The organism is Arthrobacter sp. R3-55 (assembly GCF_054161505.1).
On record NZ_CP096423.1, the window covers coordinates 3,589,444 to 3,604,062 of the forward strand.

Here is a 14,619-nt window from a genome sequence, read left to right on the forward strand (position 1 = left end):
TCACCACAGGCTCGTTCCTGCGAGGCGCTTGGAGATCGCGTTCGCTGAGAGGATCAGCGTGAGGCCGATGACGGATTCGAACATTCCGATTGCGGCCGCGTAGCTGAAGTTGCTGGATTCCAGGCCTACCCGGTACAGGTAGGTGGAGATGACGTCTGAGGTTGCGTAGTTGAGCGGGTTGTAGATGAGGAGGATCTTCTCAAAGCCCACCGCCATGAATGTGCCGATGTTCAGGATCAGCAAGGTGATGATGGTTGGCCTGATGGCCGGGAGGGTCACGTGCCAGGTCTGTTGCCAGCGGTTGGCGCCGTCGATCCTGGCTGCCTCGTACAGGGATTCATCCACCCGTGTCAGCGCTGCAAGATAGAGGATGGCGCCCCAGCCCATGGTTTGCCACACCTCGGAGCTGATGTACATGGGGCGGAACCAGCCCGGATCCTGCGTGAAGTTCACGGTGGTTCCGAACAACGATTCCGCGATCTGGTTGACGGTGCCGGTCATGGAGAAGTTCTGCAGGATCATGCCGGCGATGATCACCACGGACATGAAGTGCGGCAGGTAGGCCACGGTCTGGACGAACTTCTTGAACTTCTGCGATCTCAGCTCGTTGAGCATCAGGGCGAAGATGATGGGCATCGGGAAGCAGAACACCAGGGTCAGTACACCCAGGATGATGGTGTTCTGGAAGGCCTGCCAGAAGCTGGGATCGTTGATGAACAGGGTGATGTATTTGAAACCCACCCACTTCTCGCCGAAGATGCTGCCGCCGGGCTGGAACTGCCGGAAGGCAATCACGTTCCCGGCCATGGGCAGGTACCTGAAGATCAGCAAGTACAGCAGGGGCAGCGCCAGCAACGTGTACAGGCGCCAGTCGCGTTTGAGGGCCAGTTTCCAGCTTCCGGGCTTGTCGCGGCGCTTCTTGCCGGTGCCCGGTTCGGGGCCGGCCACTGCCTTGGGCGGAACATCGAGTCGTAGTGCCATCAGTCCGCCGCCCGTCCCGCAGTTTCGTCCAGGATCAGGACACCGTTGGCAGGGAGCTCAACCAGCCCGCTGACCGCGCGTCCGCTGAGGCGGTCCGTGCCGCCGTCGAGCACGTCCACGCTGGAGGGAGCGTCGTTGTGGTTGAGCACCAGGAGGAAACTTCCGGCGGTGCCTTCAGCTGTGATGCCAGTACGACGCCGGACCTGGACTCCCGCGGGCGTCTTCAGTTCCGGCTCCACCCCGGCCGCCCGGAGTTGGTCCTTGAGGAGCTGGTTCAGCAATCCGTCATCAACACGGGCCGAGACGTACAGTGCGGTGCCGCGTCCAAAGGAGTTAAGGGTGACGGCCGGAGCGCCGGCTAGGCGGCCCGAGGAGTAGCTGGCCAGGACCTCCGCCGATTCAGCGTGCAGGTGCTCGGTCCAGTAACTCGCGGAGGAGGTACCGCCGTCGGGCGTTGAGAGCTTTACTTGCTCATCCGCTCCGGCGAGCGGGTGCATTTCCTCGCTCCACGCGCCCAGGACGTTCCTCAATGCCCCGGGGTAGCCACCCAGCCGGATGGTGTTGTCCTGGTCCACGATGCCCGAAAGATAGGAGACCACCAGCCGTCCGCCGTCGGACACGTAGTTCTCAAACCGGTCGGCGGCGTCATCAGTCAGCAGGTACGACGCCGGCATGATCACCAGGGTGTACCCGGAAAGGTCGCTGTTGGCGTTGACGAAATCAACGGTGATGTTGGCATCGAACAGTGGCCGATAGAAGCGCAGCACTTCCTCCGCGTAGTTCAGGTCCGATCTCGGTGAGTTGCCGAGCTCCAAGGCCCACCAGCAATCCCAATCGAACACGATGCCCACCTTGGCAGTGGACCTGGTGCCCGTCAGATCTCCGAGGGACTTCAGTTCTTGGCCGAGCTCGCAGACTTCCCGGAAAATCCGGGTGTTGGGTCCGGCATGGTTCACCATGGCCGAGTGGTAACGCTCCGTGCCGCCCTTGGCCTGGCGCCATTGGAAGAACAGGATGGAATCAGCGCCCTGGGCTATGGCCTGGTATGAGCCGAGGCGCATCTTGCCCGGAAGCTTGGAGACGTTGACGGACCACTGGCTGACCGCGCCGGTAGCTTGCTCCATCACCATCCACGGCTGGCCGTGACGGAGTGAACGCATGAGATCGAAGTTCAGCGCCGCCGCAATGTGCGCGTCTTCCTCCCGCGGGTCCGGGTAAATGTCCAGCGCTGCTGCGTCTTCCTCGGCCGCCCACGCCCAGTAGTCGTTGGTCTTGTAAAAGCGCATGAAGTTGGTGACGATCGGCAGGTCAGGGCTGTGCCGGCGGAGGACATCCCGCTCGGCCTTGAAATGCTCCAGCATGCTGTCCGAGGTGAAGCGGTGGAAGTCCAGGCGTCGTGACGGGTTGGACCAAGTGCGGGGTTGGGCAGGGACGCGGACCTGGTTCCAGTCGGTGTAGATCTGGCCCCAGACCGTAGTGCTCCAGGCCTGGTTGAGCTCATCCAACGACGAATACTTCTGCTGGAGCCACTCGCGGAACGCTTTCTCCGCCCACGGACCGTAGGACACAGGCCCGTATTCGTTGCCGACGTGCCACATCCGCAGCGCAGGATGGCTGGCGTAGCGCTCGGCCATCTTCTCCGCCAGCGCCAATGACTTGGCCCGGTATACCGGGTGGGAGACGTCAAAGTGCTGCCTGGATCCGAATCCGAAGATACTGCCGTCCGGCCGCTCCGGCATGATGTCCGGGTGCTGCTCCACCAACCAGGCCGGCGGTACGGCGTCCGGTGTTGCCAGATCCACGCCGATGCCGTGAGAGTGCATGAGGTCCATGACGTCATCCAGCCAGCCGAAATCAAAAACGTCGTCGCTGGTTTCCAGCCGGCTCCACGAGAAGACCGCCAAGGTCACCAGGTTTACCCCGGCCTGTTGCATGAGCTTGGCGTCCTCGAGCCACACTTCGCGGGGCCATTGCTCGGGGTTGTAATCCCCGCCGTAGGCTATCCCGCCTATTCGTTGGTGCAGTTGCCGCAGCCGCACCTCGGCTGTCCGCAAGTCCTCAGGGTGGATGGTCATCATTGTCCTTCACTCGGCCTTCGTCGCCCTGAACAACAGTGCGACGCACATCACACAGAGAAACTATCGTAAAGTTTACGCAATAACAACAGGTGAGTATCGGAAACCCGCGAGTAACCTGGAGACACGAAAAATAAGGTGTGGCCACGGGATTGACGGGGTTTCGGGCCGTTGGATCGCAGTAACGACGGGTGGAAATGAACCTGAATTCAGTTAAGTTTCCGACTCTTCATGGAAACTATCGGAGCCGCGCTGGGTCGTAGCCGCGCATCTCAGGTGGGGTGCTACGTTGCCGGGCAAGCTACGTTGCCGGGCGCATGCCGAGTTCGCGGGAAGCCTTCGGAATCACTGGGACAGGAACGGCGATCTCACACGCTTCCCACGATCTCGCCGAGCCACCCCCGCACGCTTCCCACGATCTCGCCGCGCCATCCCGCACGCTTCCCACGCACAAGGCCCACGTCCGTGAACCCGTTGACACGTGACCAAAAGGTCACCTATTCTGACTCCATGGACACCGTGTTCAAGGCCTTGGCAGACCCCACCCGCAGGGAATTGCTGGATGAACTGTTCCGCGAGGACGGCCAGTCTGCCTCCGCTTTGGGAGCCCGGTTCGAGATGACCCGTTTCGGCATCGCCAAGCACCTCAAGCTGCTCGAGGATGCAGGGTTGGTGGTCACCCGCCGTCGGGGGCGCGAAAAGCTGCACTTCCTGAACCCGGTACCCATCCGCCTCATCCACGACCGCTGGGTGAGTAAATACTCAGAACCATGGGCCGCTGCCCTCAGCGACCTCAAATCCAGATTGGAAAGTCCCATGGAAAAGATCTTCGAGATTTACATCAAGACCACCCCGGAGCGGCTCTGGGAAGCCATCACCAATAGCGAGATCCGCAGCAAGTACCAGTTTGGGAACACGCTGAGCTCGGATTGGACGCCGGGCAGTCGCTTCGAAATGCGCAACCCCAAGGCCGATGCTCCGCTGGGCGAGGGCGAGAACATCGAGGTTGATCCCCCACGCCGGCTCGTCCAAACCATGCGGGCACTCTGGGGCGATGACGTGAAGGCCGAGGGTACGTCGCGCGTCACTTGGGAGATCGAAGCTGTGGGCGACTCCTGCCACCTGACCGTCACGCATGATCAGCTCCGCGAAGGCGCAAACGACCAACTCTACGGCGGCTGGCCCATGATCCTCTCCGGCCTCAAGACCTGGCTGGAAACCGGCGAAACCCTCACCACCCCCGGCTCGCTAATGTACGCGTAGGCAGCCTGGATACCAGCCGCTGAAAGGCGAACGACGACGGCGGTCCGCTGCCGCCGTCGTCGTCCTCCTCACTCTTCCGCCAGTCAGGCGACGGGTTCCACTGCCCTTATTGCTTCAGATTCCGTAAGCCAGGCCGCCTGCAAGGTTCCCAACAAATGAGGCGCGAAGTCCTCGCCGATTTCCAGGACCACGCGGCAACGCGCGCCACGCTGATCCGGGTACCCGGCATAGAGTCCCCGGAGATCGCACACTGTCTGGCCGCGGCCCGGTCCGTTGGTGGTGTCCACCTGGACGCGGACGGTTGGCGCAACTGTGAGTTCAACTCCCTGGACGGCGATGGCCGCAGCAAGGGGATCGTGCATGGCAGAGCACGCCCGGCCGAAAATATCGACGTAGAAGCCGAAGTAATAGCCCAGCATTTCACCCAGTGCCTGCGAGACCGGGTGCTCGGTGGCGAGCAGTTCCTGGCGGTGGTTTTCCTCCAGCACGTTGGTCATGGTGACATCCAGGGGTACCAGCGTCACGTTCCAGTCCGCAGCCAGGACCTCGGCGGCAGCCTCGGGGTCGTTGGCAATGTTGGCCTCGGCAACCGGCGTGATGTTTCCGGGAGCCAGCGCCGCCCCACCCATGATGGTGACCTCGGCGATCAGTTCAGGAAGCCTGGGTTCCAACCGCAAGGCTTCGGCTATGTTGGTCAGCGGGCCGATGGCCACGAGGCGCAACTCCCCCGCATACCGGTGCGCCAACTGGACCAACAGTTCCGCCGCAGTGGCCGTGACGGGTTCGCGGTGGGAGGGAACGAGGTCCACCCCGCCGATGCCGTTGTCACCGTGGACGTGCGGGGCGCCGCCGTGGAAAGTACCAACCTGGGGATCGTGCGCACCGATCGCCACCGGAATGTCCGGGTGGCCGGCCAGGTTCAGCAAGTCCAGGGTGTTCCGGGCGCCACCGGCAGCACTGACGTTGCCGCTCACTGTGCCGATGCCCACGAGGTCAGCCCGCGGGGAAGCCAGGAGGTAGGCCAGGGCGAGGGCGTCGTCTATGCCGGTATCGCAGTCGAGGAAGAAGGGTGCGGACTGGGTCATGGTGGTCTCTCGTTTCAGGTGTAGCTGACTGCTTGGTGTGCGGAGTGGTGTGTGGGGCGCGTGGGGCGTGCGGAGTGGCATGTGGGGCGCGCCAAGCGCCTAAGCCTGGTGCCGGCGTCGTGCGTTAGATCTTTTCGCCCTTGGGTGCCGCGATGAAGAGGCTGACGACGAAGGCAAGTGCCGTGATGGACACCGAAATCCAGAGGGCTGTGGAGTATCCGGCAGCGGTGCCCTGGCCCGCGAAGGGAGCCACGATCACGACGCCGAGACTCGCCCCGATTCCGAACGAGGCCCCGTTGATTCCCGGCAATGCTGCGGGCGCTTCCTTGGGCGAGAGCAGCACGGACAGGCCGTTGATGGCGGTGAGGAAGAAGCCGTTGTAGAAGATGCCCAGGGCGGCGATGGCTATGAGGACAGCCACCTGGTTGTGCGAGAACAGTGCAGCGACGATTGCGCAGGCAAGGCTGGTGGCGGTGCCGACGCGGACGGTCTTGATCCAGCCGCGGCGGTCGGCGATCCAGCCGGCCAGCGGTGCGGCGAAGACGCCGATGAGTGCTGCAGGTGTGAGGAACAGCAGGGCGGCAACAGATGCGGAAAGGCCAAAGCCGTTCGCCTTGTCCTGGCTCAGGAGCACCACGGTGAAGTTGATGATGGCGAAGATTCCGGCGAGTGTCAGCACGGTAGTGGCAATGACCGGCCAAACCTGGCGGGAGCGAAGATGGTGGACGGCAACCAGCGGCGTTTCGCGCTTCTTCTCGATGAGCCAGAAGGCGGTGAAGGAAGCGATGCTGCCCGCGAGCAGGCCTAGTGCTGCAGGTGAGGTCCAGCCGGCCGAGGAGCCCGTGGACACGAAGTAGGTGATGAAGACCAGGAACACCGACAGCGAGCCTGCGCCCCACCAGTCCATCCGGCCGGGAGCGACAGCGGATTTTCCGCCGGGAACCACTTTGATGACGCACACGACGGCGATCGCGGCCAGGACCAGGACGGCAACAAAGATCGACTGGAAGCCCAGGGTCTCGGCCATGAGCCCGCCGAAGTAGCCGTCCACCCCGCCAACGCCGCCGTTGATGGCCGCGATGATGCCGATGGACGTACCAAAGAGCCGGGCGGGCAGGTACTCGTTGAGAACAATGTAAGAGAGCGCAAAGATGGCGCTGGAGACGCCCTGCATAAAGCGGCCCGCGACCAGCAATGGCAAGGTGGGTGCGAAGATGCACAGCACGGTTCCCGCGCCCATGATGGCCAGGACCAGGAGGAGTGCGTTGCGGCGTCCGATGAAGTCGCTCCACCGTCCGATCACAGGGCCGGCGATGGCGCCGGCCAGGAAGAACATTGACTGCACTTGGGCCACCGCTTCCGGAGTTTCTCCGAAGAAGGAACCGATGTGGGGCAGCGCGGGGGTGATCATGCTGGCATTGAGCTGGAAGGCCAGCACTGCCAGGACCAGCGTAGTGATCAGCAGCGCGGCGGCTTTGCCGTGGAAGCGACCTTCGTCCGACTTCGAGGCTGGTGTTTCCGTTGCTGACAGGGCCTGCGGGTCTGCAGCAAGCGCGTCTGCCGTCTGCGAATCTTCAGCTTGGGGTCCTGCCGCGGTGGGGATGTTCACATCAAACTCCTTTGTCCGAGGGCGCGGGGCGGCGCCACGAGATGTGAGTTGTTATACAAGCATGTATTACGAGCTTGTGCAACCTATCACAGTCATCCGGTACAGTGTCCGTAACCCATCTCAAGTGAGGCACCCTTGACCGACAACGCCGTCCAGTTCCTGTCACGACCCATCGCCGCCCAGCCCGGGCAGCCTTTGCGCGTAGCAGCCTACTCGCGCATCGCCGAAGCCATCCGGACCAAAGTCCTGCCGCCGGGATCCCTGCTCCCCACAGAGACGGAACTGGGCTCCATGATGGACGTCAGCCGAACCGTGATCCGGGAAGCGCTGATGCTGCTCGAAGAAGACGGCCTCACCCGGGCACGACGCGGAGTGGGCCGCTTTGTTGCCGACTCCCTCCCCCGGATCGGCATTGAACACATCCGCCCGTTCGATCAACTCCTTGGCGGAACCGAGCAAGACATCCAGGTCAAACGGGTAGCGGCCATCAAACAACCGGCGTCGGAATTCGTGGCACCAGGCATTGGCGTCCAGCCCGACGAGGACGTGTGGTTCTGGGAAAGCGTGCTCATCCGCAACGGCGAACCCGTTGCCCACCTGCAGGAAAACGTGGCCCAAGGCATACCGGAAGCCGAAGCCCTCGCCGAGGCCGCAGAAGCTCCCACACTCTCCGCCTCAACGCTGCTGGAAGTCCTCAGCGGCCTCCCGGGCGCAGCCCTTGGCCCCGGCGAATGCCAGATCAGCCTCAGCACCGCCGGACCCAGCCGTGCAAAGTTGCTGGGACTGCGACCGTCCGACCCCGTGCTGGTCCTCACCCAATACGTCCGCCGCAACGGCAATGCGTTCTACCTCGCCAAATGCCTGGTGGCTGCCAAAGCCGGCCACCTCTCCGTCATCCAATCCTCCTGATTTCCCTCCCCGAACTTCCGTAAAGGACCTTCCATGAGCACGTCCCTTCAGTCTGCCGCGCCCTCGTCCCTGACCGTCGTGGGCAGCATCAACCTCGACATCACCGCCACAGCCACCCGGCTCCCCTCCCCCGGTGAAACAGTGGGCGGCGGTGTTCTCCGCCAACAGCCCGGCGGAAAAGGCGCCAACCAAGCCGTGGCCGCGGCCCGGCTTGCAGGTTCCTCCCGCATGGTGGGGGCTGTAGGCCAGGACGACGCCGGGCTCGGCCTCATCAGCGCGATGGCGGGTGCCGGCGTCGACGTCCAGGACATTGCCCGGGTTGACGCGGCAACTGGCACTGCGCTGGTACTGGTGGACAGCGAGGGGGAGAACCAAATTATGGTGTGCCCCGGCGCCAACGCGACGGTGAGCGTGGAGGGTGTCTTGTTCGCCGACAACGAGGCCGTCCTCTGCCAGCTCGAAGTGGACCAGGACGTGGTGCTCGAAACTGCCCGCCGCACATCGGGTTTCTTTGCCCTGAACGCCGCCCCTGCCGCACCGCTCATTCCCGGACTTCTGGAGCTCTGTGACCTGGTGATTGTGAACGAGACGGAGTATGAGCTGATCCCCGCCCTTCGCGACGCTCCGCTGGTTGCCGTGACTTACGGTGGCGACGGTTCGGCCATCTTTGTCGACGGCGAACGGGTCGCCGAGGCTCCGGCCCTGCGGGTGAACGACATTGCCAACACCATCGGAGCCGGGGACGCCTTCTGTGCCGCGCTGGTCCTGGCACTGACGTCCGGTCTTGAGTACACACACGCCCTCGCTGCAGCCAATGCAGTTGGTGCCGACGCCGTCAGGGACAGCGCCTCGCAGCCTGCCCTGAAGCCGCTGGAGCATTACATCGAGGCGACAAGTTCTGTTGGCCGGCCGGCCTGAGGGGATCCAAAACCTGCGTGCTACGATTGCTACGGAGGCAAAACATGACAACTATTCCGCACCGGGAGCTACGCAACCAGAGCAGTAAGATTCTGGAACGGGTCAAGAATGGGGAAGTCATTGACGTCACCAACAATGGCGAGGTGACGGCTACCCTTATTCCTCCATCAGCTTCGCCTTTTGAGCGGCTGCTCCAAGCAGGCAGCGTCCGGCCCGCCAGTGAGTCGCCTGTGGACTTCACTCTTCTGCCTCGCATCAGCAGCGACATGACCACAGCCGAGATCCTGGCCGATCTGCGTGGCGATCGGTGATCGCCTACGTCGACACTTCGGCCGCCATGAAGTTGGTGGTCAATGAACGCGAGTCCTCGGCCGCTGCCGCTTACTTGGTAGAGGTAGCAGCCTCCGGAGGCCACCTGGTAGCCTCCATGCTCCTCTACACAGAGCTTCACTGCGCGGCCCGTCGCAGGAACATGCCGTTCGACGTTGTCAATGCCGTTTTGGCTGGCATCAATCTGGTGGACGTAACCCGATCAGATCTCATGTATGCAGCTGCCCTTCCGGGACAACTTCCCAGCGCGGATGCCATTCATTTGTCGACAGCCATTCGGCTCCAGACCGACACGTTGGTTGCTTATGACCATGAATTGCTTCTGGCCGCTACAGAGTCAGGCCTGACCACCACGTCGCCGGGGCGTAGCAGCGACTGACCCGCTAGTCGACAATCCGGAAGTCGCTGAACTCCCCTGTTGTTTCGGAGAGCTCAACGTCAACATTCTCCACGCGGCCGGGCGCGCGGGTGGAGTGGAGCCATTTCACTATGCGGTCCACGTCCGCGGCATTGCCCTCGGCCACCAACTCCACGGAGCCGTCAAGGCTGTTCCGGACCGTGCCCCTCAGCCCCAGCTCGTCCGCTTTCCGGGCAGTCCAATAGCGGAAACCCACGCCTTGAACAACGCCGGTAATGCGGGCAGTGACGCGCTGGGCTTCGTCAGTCATGGAACCACTTTAACCAGACCCGCCCTTGTCCGTCCCGCTCACCGTTCAACGGCTCGCAGGGCGAACAAGGGCAGGTTTCGAACCGGCAAAGGAACTTAGCTGACTACGATGTCCCGTGTGGCGTGGCTGTACGTGATGGTGACGGGGCCGCCGTCGTGGTTCAACTCGTGGTTGGCGCCATCACGGGCACCGAACGCACCGTAGTTCTCATCCCACGAACGGTTCAGCGCGATCTTGTACGTGTAAAAACCTGCAGGAAGTTCAGCAGTGATGGTCCACACCTGAACCAGCGGGTTGAACTCCATCTGCGCTTCGTCGTACTGCGGCGCCCAATCTTCGGGAGCACCCAGGATCTTGTTGAAGTCCCCGGCCACCGCCACCGCATCCGGCTGCGGCAAGGTTTCGACGGCGGGACTCGCCGCTGCCTTGGCCGGCGCCTTACGCGTGGTTTTCTTCGGTGCCGCAGCCTTCTCCGCGGGCGCAGCCTTGGCTGTAGCGGCCCTGGCCTTGGGCGCGGACACCTTTGCTGCTGCAACCTTTGGTTCCGCGACGTCGGTTGCGGCGACCGCGGGATCGGTCGCCTTTTTGGCTGCAGCCCGCTTGGTAGCTGCCTTCTTCGCCGCAGGCTTCACCGGCGGGGCCGTCGGAACGGCCACATCGGCTGGAACCGGCGTTCCGGCGTCGAGCGCTGCTCCGAAAGCTGCCGCATCCGGGAAGGCCACGGTGGCACGCAAGCCGTCCTCCGGAATGGTCCAGCCCGAACGGCCCTTGACCAGCCAGCCGGCCTTGACCAGCTTGGCCGATGCCGACGTCAGGGTCTTGTGCCCACGCGGGATGCCGCCACTGAGCAGTTCGGCCTCGTGTTCATTGAAAGGTACGCGGACGATCGCTTCGGCCAGGACTTCGCCGGCGTTGAGGGTTGTCTCGGACCACACGCTTTCGGCGAGGATGTCCAGTACGGCCTTCAGACGAAGGTTGGTGTTCTCGGCGGTGTTTGCGCCCATGCTTCTCCTTCAACGGGTGAATACTCTCTTTGCAGTTTGCCAATGAATTGTTAATTCCCGCGACTGCAGAAGGTAAACACCGTGTGTCGTGACCGAGTGTGACATTCGGGACACGGCAAGTGATGTACAGGTCTCAGCTGGCGGCTTTCAGGCGGGCGTCACGGAGGACTTGACCCACTCGGTGACCTCATCCAGCAGCACCGCTTTGCGGGCATCACTGGCGAACGAGGAACGGATGGAGTTGGCAGCCAACGTGGCCTGCTCCGGCACGGAGAATTCCAGGACCTTGACCAACTGCTTATAGTTGTCGTCCATATAACCACCGAAGTAGGCGGGATCGTCCGAGTTCACGCAGACGTTCAAGCCGATGGCGAGCATCTCAGGCAGCGGGTGGTCGGCCAGTTTGTCCACGGCGCGGAGCCTCACGTTGGACAGGGGACACACAGTCAGCGGGACTTGCTCGGCAACCAGCCGCTGCACCACGTCGGTGTCCTCCATGCAGCGGATACCGTGATCGATCCGCTCGACGTGAAGCACGTCCAACGCCTCGGTGATGTAACTGGCGGGGCCTTCTTCGCCCGCATGGGCGATCCTGCGCAGTCCGGCCTCGCCGGCGCGCTGGTACAGGCGCTCAAACTTCGACGGCGGATTACCCACCTCAGCGGAGTCCAGCCCGATGCCCGCGATCGGTGCGTGCATGGCAATAAGTTGGTCCAATACCTCCAAGGCTGAGTCCTCGGACATGTCCCGCAGGAACGCTGCGATGAGGAGGGTCGAGACGCCGAAGTCTTCCTCTGAAGTGGCCAGGGCGTTGGCCACGCCGTTGACGCAGGTCTCCAGCGCCACACCCCGGGAGACGTGGGCCTGGGGGTCCATCATGATTTCCGCGTGGCGCACTCCCCCGGCGGCAGCCCGCTTCAGGTAGGCACGCGTCATGTCCGTGAAATCCTGCTCCGTCTGCAGCACAGCCATGTTGGCGTAATACAGGTCCAGGAAGGATTGCAGGTCCGTGAATTCATACTTTTCCCGGAGTTCGGCGATGTCTTGGTACGGCAGCTCGATGCCGTTACGTTCAGCCAGGGCAAAGATCAGCTCTGGCTCGAGAGTCCCTTCGATGTGCAGGTGCAGTTCGGCAACCGGGGGCGCCGTGGTGACAGTTTTCTCGTCAAAAGTTTCCACCCTGCAACTCTAGGCCCCAACAATGGCACGTGTCCCGGAGCACTCAACTTGGTTCTCGCGCCCGGCACCCTCAAACTGAAAGGATGCAGACTTTCCTCCCCTTCGCCGATTTCCGTGAGAGTGCCAAAGCCCTCGACACTTCAAGGCTCGGCAAGCAGCGCGTCGAAGCACTCCAAGTCCTCCGCGCATTGGTGATCCCGGAGTACGGTTGGCAGTCCCACCCCGCCGTGCGCATGTGGATGGGCCACGTCCCGGCACTCACCATGTACGGCCTGGCCATGGCCGACGAATGGATGGAACGCGGCCACCCGGACAACACGCGCGCGAACATCGCGGAGTTCGCCCCGCAGGCAGCCCACCCGGACTATGCCTCCCGGATCGTCATGCCGCCGTGGCTCGGTCACGAGGACCTGCACCTCAGCCACCGCTCCAAGCTGCTCAGCAAGGATCCCAAGCACTACGCACAGATTTTTCCCGGCACCGAGGAAAAACTGGAATATGTGTGGCCTGAGCCCAAGCACGAGTTCCACCCGGTGGACCCTGAAGAGGATCGCCTCCTGATCCTGCGCTCCAACGTCGAAGACCTCCGCCCGGAGCAGCTCACCACCGTCAGCATGCCGCCGCACGGCAAGGCCAAGGCAGCCCCCGCGGACCCCGACGAATACCAGTTTGTGTACGCCGAGGAGAAATCCCGCCGCCAAGTGGGCGGTCCCAAGAAGCGTCCGGTGGCGCCCCGCGAGAAGAAGCCCACACGGAAGCGCCAGGCACAGGAACAGGCCTTCAACACCTTGCCCGGCAAGACAGAGCTGGCCGTTCCGTTCGACGGCGGACAAACGTTCGCTGTCGGCCTGATCCAGGGCCGGCCCATCACGGTGGACGGCCGCTTTGCCCGTAACTTCGAGGTCACCAACGTGATCAAGCGCTCGGACTTCGACTACCCCGCGCTCCTGCAGGATCCCCGGGTGTTCTTCCCGGTCCCGGCGCCTGCGCTGTAGCTTGGAACCCGGCCTTGTTCGCCTGTCACACCGTAGTGCGGCCTGACAGGGGAACAAGGCCAGGATTCGACGGCGGTAGCCCGCACCTAGGCAGGGAGTTTCATGGATTTCCAGCACATCATTGAAGAAGTCGGCCGGTACATGGACTTTGCCGGAGTGGCAGTCATGGTGGTCGGAGCCTTGGTTTCGGTTCCAATCGCCCTTCGCGGGTACCAGCCCAAACGGGCCCGTGGCTTGGCTCCCTTCTCTCCGTACCGCTCCTACCGGCAACTGCTGGGCAGGTCCATACTGCTGGGCCTGGAGCTCTTGGTGGCCGCCGACATCATCCGCACCGTCGCTGTCACTCCCACCTTCGAGAGCGTCGGAGTCCTGGCCATCATTGTGCTCATCCGGACCTTCCTGAGCTTCTCCCTCGAGCTGGAAATCACCGGCCGCTGGCCATGGCAGAAGGAAAAGGAAGCATGACCCGGCCGTGGATCCCGGACATTCTTGGTGACGGCTTTGAGCAACAAACGCTGGAGCTCGACGACGGTGCTGTCGCCACCTTGGTCAGGTACCTCGGCGCTGGCACTCAGGAGTTGGGCGACGACGCCCCGTGGCTGGACGCTGCAGACGGGCCTGGCTTCGACGCCGATGTCCTCTACGTCCACGGCTGGTCCGACTACTTCTTCCAACGCCACGTGGCCGAATTCTGGCACCGGGCCGGTGCACGCTTCTACGCCCTGGACCTGCACAACTACGGGCGCAGCCTGAGCCCGGGGCTCGTCCCGGGCTTCGTCACCAGCCTTAGCGATTACGACGCCGACATCGAAGCTGCTCTCTCAGCCATGGGCCGCTCCGGTGTTCCCGGCGAGGATCGGCCGCTCATTCTGCTGGGCCACTCCACCGGCGGACTCACGCTCAGCCTGTGGGCTGCCCGCCATCCTGGAACAGCGTCGGCCTTGATCCTCAACAGCCCCTGGTTGGAATTCCAGGCGACCGAGCTCGGCCGGCGCGCGATCGCTCCCCTGGTGGGGCTGCACGCCCGTCTCCACCCCTTGGCGCCACTGCCTCCTGTAGATCCGGGCATCTATACCCGCGCTGTGTCTGCCACCCTCGACGGCGAATGGGACTACAACCTCGAGTGGCGGCCGGACCGGGGCTTCCCCATCACGCCGGCGTTCCTCGACGCCGTCTTCCGCGGCCAAGCCACCGTCGCGGCAGGCTTGGGGATCGACGTCCCAGTGCTCGTGCTTCTCTCGGACAAGAGCTACCTGCAGCCCAAGTGGTCCGCTGATGCACTCACCGCCGACGTCGCCCTCAACGTGGACGCCGTGGCCCACCGTTCACTGTCCTTGGCGGACACCGTCATCATCAGCCGGCTTCCGAACGCCTTCCACGACATCTTCCTGTCACCCGAACCCATCCGAAGGGAGGCCTTCGCACGGATCGGGCGCTGGCTTCCCATGGCTTTGCAACCTTCGGATGCAGTGTTGTGGGAAGCCAGGACCGCGGGTTTGTAGCCACGCGCGCCGGACGAACCCGCCCTTGTTCGCCCGACTCACCGTAGTGCGGCCTGTCAGGCGAACAAGGCGGGGATTCGTGGCCTGCGCGGCCGCAGTAA

15 protein-coding genes are annotated in these 14,619 nt (G+C 63.3%); 8 read left to right on the forward strand and 7 right to left on the reverse strand.

All coding sequences use genetic code 11. The features are described from left to right. Positions 1 to 981, reverse strand: coding sequence for an ABC transporter permease (locus tag M1D51_RS16420; RefSeq protein ID WP_172322080.1), 981 nt, complete (start codon positions 979 to 981; stop codon positions 1 to 3). Next, positions 981 to 3,056: a beta-galactosidase gene (locus tag M1D51_RS16425; protein ID WP_458107247.1), complete on the reverse strand. Its 2,076-nt coding sequence runs from the start codon at positions 3,054 to 3,056 to the stop codon at positions 981 to 983. Before M1D51_RS16425 ends, M1D51_RS16420 begins: the two co-directional genes overlap by 1 nt. Before the next feature lie 510 nt (positions 3,057 to 3,566). Here M1D51_RS16425 and M1D51_RS16430 point away from each other — a divergent pair. After that, on the forward strand, positions 3,567 to 4,319 hold the full coding sequence (locus M1D51_RS16430; RefSeq protein ID WP_458109603.1) for an ArsR/SmtB family transcription factor: 753 nt from the start codon (positions 3,567 to 3,569) through the stop codon (positions 4,317 to 4,319). Positions 4,320 to 4,402: 83 nt separating this feature from the next. Here M1D51_RS16430 and M1D51_RS16435 read toward each other — a convergent pair whose 3' ends face one another. Continuing rightward, a complete protein-coding gene (locus M1D51_RS16435; RefSeq protein WP_458107248.1) occupies positions 4,403 to 5,404 on the reverse strand; it encodes a nucleoside hydrolase in 1,002 nt (333 codons plus the stop codon). A 124-nt stretch (positions 5,405 to 5,528) separates the two neighbouring features. Continuing rightward, positions 5,529 to 7,013 (reverse strand): MFS transporter, encoded by a 1,485-nt coding sequence (locus M1D51_RS16440; protein WP_458107249.1) that lies wholly within the window; start codon positions 7,011 to 7,013, stop codon positions 5,529 to 5,531. A 135-nt stretch (positions 7,014 to 7,148) separates the two neighbouring features. Here M1D51_RS16440 and M1D51_RS16445 point away from each other — a divergent pair, with 135 nt between their 5' ends. The 4 genes from M1D51_RS16445 to M1D51_RS16460 are packed head-to-tail and all read left to right on the forward strand — an operon-like array spanning position 7,149 to position 9,549. After that, a complete protein-coding gene (locus M1D51_RS16445; protein ID WP_458107250.1) occupies positions 7,149 to 7,922 on the forward strand; it encodes a GntR family transcriptional regulator in 774 nt (257 codons plus the stop codon). 33 nt (positions 7,923 to 7,955) lie between these two features. Next, positions 7,956 to 8,840 (forward strand): PfkB family carbohydrate kinase, encoded by an 885-nt coding sequence (locus M1D51_RS16450; protein WP_458107251.1) that lies wholly within the window; start codon positions 7,956 to 7,958, stop codon positions 8,838 to 8,840. A gap of 44 nt (positions 8,841 to 8,884) precedes the next feature. Continuing rightward, positions 8,885 to 9,151 carry a type II toxin-antitoxin system Phd/YefM family antitoxin gene (locus M1D51_RS16455; RefSeq protein ID WP_026548047.1) on the forward strand — a complete coding sequence of 89 codons (267 nt, stop codon included), beginning with the start codon at positions 8,885 to 8,887 and terminating at the stop codon, positions 9,149 to 9,151. Then, positions 9,148 to 9,549 (forward strand): type II toxin-antitoxin system VapC family toxin, encoded by a 402-nt coding sequence (locus M1D51_RS16460; RefSeq protein ID WP_458107252.1) that lies wholly within the window; start codon positions 9,148 to 9,150, stop codon positions 9,547 to 9,549. Before M1D51_RS16455 ends, M1D51_RS16460 begins: the two co-directional genes overlap by 4 nt. A gap of 4 nt (positions 9,550 to 9,553) precedes the next feature. Here the strand turns inward: M1D51_RS16460 and M1D51_RS16465 are convergent, their stop codons facing one another. The 3 genes from M1D51_RS16465 to M1D51_RS16475 form a co-directional block, all read right to left on the reverse strand. Next, positions 9,554 to 9,838: an acylphosphatase gene (locus tag M1D51_RS16465; protein ID WP_458107253.1), complete on the reverse strand. Its 285-nt coding sequence runs from the start codon at positions 9,836 to 9,838 to the stop codon at positions 9,554 to 9,556. A 95-nt stretch (positions 9,839 to 9,933) separates the two neighbouring features. Further along, positions 9,934 to 10,842 (reverse strand): pullulanase X25 domain-containing protein, encoded by a 909-nt coding sequence (locus tag M1D51_RS16470; RefSeq protein WP_458107254.1) that lies wholly within the window; start codon positions 10,840 to 10,842, stop codon positions 9,934 to 9,936. Between the two features lie 147 nt (positions 10,843 to 10,989). Further along, positions 10,990 to 12,021 carry an adenosine deaminase gene (locus M1D51_RS16475; RefSeq protein ID WP_458107255.1) on the reverse strand — a complete coding sequence of 344 codons (1,032 nt, stop codon included), beginning with the start codon at positions 12,019 to 12,021 and terminating at the stop codon, positions 10,990 to 10,992. An 83-nt stretch (positions 12,022 to 12,104) separates the two neighbouring features. Here M1D51_RS16475 and M1D51_RS16480 point away from each other — a divergent pair, with 83 nt between their 5' ends. From M1D51_RS16480 to M1D51_RS16490, 3 genes are all read left to right on the forward strand, one after another. Further along, entirely contained in the window at positions 12,105 to 13,016 is a 912-nt protein-coding gene (locus M1D51_RS16480) for an MSMEG_6728 family protein (protein WP_458107256.1), read from the forward strand. A gap of 102 nt (positions 13,017 to 13,118) precedes the next feature. After that, positions 13,119 to 13,481: a DUF1622 domain-containing protein gene (locus M1D51_RS16485; protein ID WP_458107257.1), complete on the forward strand. Its 363-nt coding sequence runs from the start codon at positions 13,119 to 13,121 to the stop codon at positions 13,479 to 13,481. Then, entirely contained in the window at positions 13,478 to 14,518 is a 1,041-nt protein-coding gene (locus M1D51_RS16490; RefSeq protein WP_458107258.1) for an alpha/beta hydrolase, read from the forward strand. The genes M1D51_RS16485 and M1D51_RS16490 overlap by 4 nt, the downstream gene beginning before the upstream one ends. Positions 14,519 to 14,619 lie beyond the last annotated feature (101 nt).

What these genes read in the sequence shown, in the direction of transcription:
- M1D51_RS16420 (WP_172322080.1), bottom strand. Translation starts at nt 981, where the DNA reads ATGGCACTACGACTCGATGTTCCGCCCAAGGCAGTGGCCGGCCCCGAA.
- M1D51_RS16425 (WP_458107247.1), bottom strand. Translation starts at nt 3,056, where the DNA reads ATGACCATCCACCCTGAGGACTTGCGGACAGCCGAGGTGCGGCTGCGG.
- M1D51_RS16430 (WP_458109603.1), top strand. Translation starts at nt 3,567, where the DNA reads ATGGACACCGTGTTCAAGGCCTTGGCAGACCCCACCCGCAGGGAATTG.
- M1D51_RS16435 (WP_458107248.1), bottom strand. Translation starts at nt 5,404, where the DNA reads ATGACCCAGTCCGCACCCTTCTTCCTCGACTGCGATACCGGCATAGAC.
- M1D51_RS16450 (WP_458107251.1), top strand. Translation starts at nt 7,956, where the DNA reads ATGAGCACGTCCCTTCAGTCTGCCGCGCCCTCGTCCCTGACCGTCGTG.
- M1D51_RS16455 (WP_026548047.1), top strand. Translation starts at nt 8,885, where the DNA reads ATGACAACTATTCCGCACCGGGAGCTACGCAACCAGAGCAGTAAGATT.
- M1D51_RS16465 (WP_458107253.1), bottom strand. Translation starts at nt 9,838, where the DNA reads ATGACTGACGAAGCCCAGCGCGTCACTGCCCGCATTACCGGCGTTGTT.
- M1D51_RS16470 (WP_458107254.1), bottom strand. Translation starts at nt 10,842, where the DNA reads ATGGGCGCAAACACCGCCGAGAACACCAACCTTCGTCTGAAGGCCGTA.
- M1D51_RS16480 (WP_458107256.1), top strand. Translation starts at nt 12,105, where the DNA reads ATGCAGACTTTCCTCCCCTTCGCCGATTTCCGTGAGAGTGCCAAAGCC.
- M1D51_RS16485 (WP_458107257.1), top strand. Translation starts at nt 13,119, where the DNA reads ATGGATTTCCAGCACATCATTGAAGAAGTCGGCCGGTACATGGACTTT.
- M1D51_RS16490 (WP_458107258.1), top strand. Translation starts at nt 13,478, where the DNA reads ATGACCCGGCCGTGGATCCCGGACATTCTTGGTGACGGCTTTGAGCAA.